3 protein-coding genes and 1 pseudogene are annotated in these 4,325 nt (G+C 40.5%); all 4 read left to right on the top strand.

Annotated elements, in window-relative coordinates; genetic code table 11:
• Positions 1-484: Ig-like domain-containing protein (locus AC1DLI_RS34090; protein ID WP_477610129.1), on the top strand; the 484-nt coding region annotated here is incomplete at its 5' end.
• A 386-nt stretch (positions 485-870) separates the two neighbouring features.
• Positions 871-1,020 (top strand): annotated as a pseudogene (locus AC1DLI_RS34095) (hypothetical protein); the annotation flags it as partial.
• Positions 1,021-1,481: 461 nt separating this feature from the next.
• Positions 1,482-1,988 carry a hypothetical protein gene (locus AC1DLI_RS34100; RefSeq protein ID WP_477610131.1) on the top strand — a complete coding sequence of 169 codons (507 nt, stop codon included), beginning with the start codon at positions 1,482-1,484 and terminating at the stop codon, positions 1,986-1,988.
• A gap of 745 nt (positions 1,989-2,733) precedes the next feature.
• Positions 2,734-4,325, top strand: a 1,592-nt coding sequence (locus tag AC1DLI_RS34105; protein WP_477610133.1) for an Ig domain-containing protein, incomplete at its 3' end; no start/stop codon positions are given.

The following is a 4,325-nucleotide window of genomic DNA, read 5'->3' on the forward strand; positions in this document are numbered from 1 at the left end:
CAATACAATCGCCTATTTGCCAAGGCAATCAGGAGGCAGCAACGGAATTATTACAGGCTATAACGTATATGTAAGTACGAATGGAGTGGATTTTGCCAAGGTTGCAAGCGGAACTTGGGCAAACGACATTGTGGAGAAAAACGCAACTTTTACACCGACGAATGCATCGTATGTCAAGCTCGAAGCAACGGCGGGCGGTGGCGGCTATGCATCGGCTGCTGAGATTAATGCCTTTGAAGTCGAAGAAGTGGTAAAGACAATCGTAGACTACAAAGCGGTTAAAGTAGATACGAAACAAGGTGAAATACCAACACTTCCTGATCAGGTTGAGGCTGTATACAACGATGGAACAACAGGGTTAGTGGACGTTGTATGGGAGGAAATCACTGCAGACATGGTTTCGAAGGCGGGCGTGTTCACCGTTGACGGAACAGTCGAAGGAACAACATTAAAAGCAAAAGTGACCTACAGAGTAACAGAGTAAAAGTCGTTGATCAACAATCACCAACGACAACGTACAATACGTCAAAGCGGCTGGGTCAATCAAGATACCACGGTAATCTTGAGGGCTTCAAGCGCAGAAGCGGCGCAAGTGATTTACAATTTGATCCAATAAAAAAGTACTCATCAATAAAGGATGCCACTAAGCAAGAATGGCATCCTTTATTGTATTTAAGGAGCGGCCGATCATAAAATGGTGTGTAAATGGATCCAAAGCGCAATTGCAGTTTGCGAGAAGAGAGGTGATTTTGAAGACCACTACAATGTATGACCTTGTGGCAAGTTGTCAATTATGAAGCTGTAACATAAGTTGATAATTTGAGAAAATGAGGTGTTCACGTTGAGGAATCTAACTATAATTCTACTAGTCTGTACGCTTATAGAAGCTTTCTTTACAAATTTAATCAGAATTTAACCGTTGTAAATCCTAATTTGTGGAGCATTGCCACACCGTACTTATATTCACTGGTTAGCGAGGTTTACAATGCATCAAGCTTGGTTGATTCGATTACGACGAAAGTAGGCATTCGAACTATAGAGTATAAATCTGATGGGTTTATCTCAATGGTGAGAAGATTTACTTACGGGGGGCTAATAGGGGATGCAGGCTCGAACTCTATGCAGTACCGCGATGCGCTGCAAATGAAAGAAAATGGATTTAATACGGTGTTGGAACGATTATAGTCGTGGTTCATATTTAAAGACAGCTTGCAGCGGTACTGTAGATATCGACAGATATGAAAAGTATGGCTACTATTGGCTGCAGTCGATGCAATCCGAGAGAGATCCGTTGTATGGTCCAATGGTGTTTATTGCAAGCACGTACTCTCCTGCATCGAGCCTCTCTATCAATGTGTTCAGCAACGGCGATGCTATAAGGCTATTTCAAAACAAGGTATTGGTTAATTACAAGAGCAGAAGCTTCTAGTTCAGTACCTAATATAGTAAGTAAAGGTGGAAGCCCGATATTTACATTTAATTTGGATCGGTTTGTCGCAGGAGAATTAAGAGCAGAAACGATATTAAATGGAGCTGTTGTTAAAACGCATACCGTTCGGACGCCCAGTCAAGCGAGTCGACTCCAAATTGAAGTTCGAGACCGAGGGATCCAGCCGATAGCAGACGGCTCAGATTTAATTCCAGTATATTTCAAAGTTATTGATGCAAACGGGACTATAGTTCCGAATTACGAAGGAACTGTTAAATTCTCTGTAACAGGAGAGGGTCAACTTGTCGGTAAAGATATTCCAAGAATCGGTGTAGAAGAACAAAAGGTAGAAAGAGGAATTGGGTTCACATTCGTGAGAACTTCCGGCACAAGTGGAAATTTACAAATTTCTGCTGAATCCGATGGTTTGGTTTCTGCTACTCAAACGTTAAGCACATCGCCTTACCAAGGACTGTTTGTGCAGGATGGAGAACATACGCCATGGGTCGGCGGGGTTGAAAAATTAGAGTCTAAGAAGACTCATATAAAAACATTGTAAAACAACCGTCTTTGTGCCGCGTGATCAGTCAGGAAAATCTACGACTGTAGGATAACCTCTTCAAGTGCAGAAGTGGTGCAAGTGATTTACAATTTGATCCAATAAAAAAGTGCACATTAATAAAGGATGCCACTATGCAAGAATGGCATCCTTTATTGCATTTAAGGAGCGATTGAACATAGCATTCCACTCGTACAGTTGGATCCTTACCCGCTCAAATGCCCTTTTACCAACCGGTATGATGATGCCGGCGGTCATTTATTAACTTTTTAAAGAAAATTGCTTTTTTTGGTGAATATCATTGTCTAGATTTCAAAGAAATCTATTGTTTATTTGGTTTTGTTGAACTGCTTATGGCTGTACAGTGAAAAAGTAGCGAGTAACAACAGAGTGAACAGCCATGAAACACATAATACATATAGGATATACTTCGGCGAGGTTATATTTGACCCCGAAGCACTTTAAGTTGTAGGCGTATTGGTGAAGTTTTTCCTCTTTATAAAGCGCTTACAAGACCAGAAAATCATAACTATATCGATATAAACGACTTGCAGTAAAGGATTCAAGTGAACATGTCCATTTTACTGCAAGCGCTTATATATAAAAAGATTTTCTATTAAGAAAGGAGGAGTTTAAGGCCTAAGTAAAGTGAGAAAAGCTTTCTCACTTACTTTGATTCTGAAGCTCCGGGCCTGCTTCGGTTACATATCGATCACGCTGGTATTTAAAAGGAGGAAAGGTAAAAATGTTTAAAACTTATCGTAAATTTACTGCTGTAGTATTGACTGCTTCAATGCTCATTGCATCATTCATGGTTGGTTCTCCCGGTACGAAGGTAAACGCGCAGCAAGTGACAGGTAATGCGCCGTTTATAAATTCGTGGCTGGTATCTGGTCCATTTGATTCGCCTGTCGTGGACAAAATTTACGGGACTGCAGTGGAAGAAAACGTGAATTATGCTCCGTTGGCATCAGAAGTAACAGCATCGTCGTCAACTATTGCAGTAAACCCTGTATCAAATTTAGTTGATGGAGACATAAAAAAGCAATGGGTGACAGAAAGTGACTCTAACCCATGGGTAAATCTAAAATGGAGTACACCTATTGCAATCAATGAAGTGAAAATAGCGCAATGGGGCGATTCGCGTCACGTAAACAATTGGTATCATCTTACGTTCACTCTTGAAGACGGCAGCCAAGTAGAATCTGGAGAGGTTAAAAGTACATCTTCTAACCCATCCGAACCAACTGTGTATGCTTTATCATCCGGATTGAAGAATGTGGTTCAAATGAAGGTTGAAATAGATAAGGGACGCACACCTTATCCAACAATCACCGGCCTTTCAGAAATAGAAGTTTATAACAATACGACAGTGGTAGATGGAGATCCAACGACTACGATCACTCCCAATATCGGAGATTTATTAAGCTTTGAAAACGAAAATCATAAATGGGAGTATTTCGATGATCGTATTTATAACAGAAACTATGATGATTATCAGGATTTGTATGGTTATTATAGTGTGAAGAAAGGAATTGATACGAAAAACAAATATGTATACGCTTCCACATACGTATTCAGTCCTGTAGAACAACAAGCGTATTTTAATGTAGGCGCCAGCGGTTCATATCGAATATATGTAAACGATAATGCTTTGACCGCACCTACTGTACCAGTAGAAGTGCAAAAGGATTTGACAAAACAAGCGATTCTGTTAAAGCAGGGTTGGAATAAACTGATGATTCAAATCAAACATACGTATACAGAAGATGTTAATTCAAACAATGTCCCGCTAGGAAATGATCAAAATGTAGCTTACCTTGGGTTCTATGGAAGAGTTGCAGATCAAAATGGTAATAAAATAAATGGACTTGTTCAGTCGGTTAAAGGTGAAGCTGCGGCTCTAGAAATTGTAACACAAGGACTATCAACCGAGGATGCCATTAAAACACCGCTTCCAACCCAAAATATGCCGATTGGCTACAAGGAATGGCCTTATGTATGGAATAAATCGAAGAATAACAATAAATACGGTGTTGCGGCATCGGCATTTCAATTTATGGCGGGCGGGGGAGCACCAGGTTATACTTGGAGTATCGTAGAGGGCAAACTGCCTGACGGCTTGGAATTAAATGCTGATGGCACAATCGCAGATGGATTAAATAATGGGAACGTCGATTTAAATAGCAGCAAAGGCATCATCAGTATCAATACCAAACCAGGAGATTACAACTTTACGATACAAGTAACGGATGGAAATGGAAATACGGCTAGAAAGAATATGACGATTACAGTAAAGGAACGCCCTAATAAATGGTTTGAAGAAGGGCGAGTGGG

This window comes from Paenibacillus sp. 01T443 (assembly GCF_056398325.1).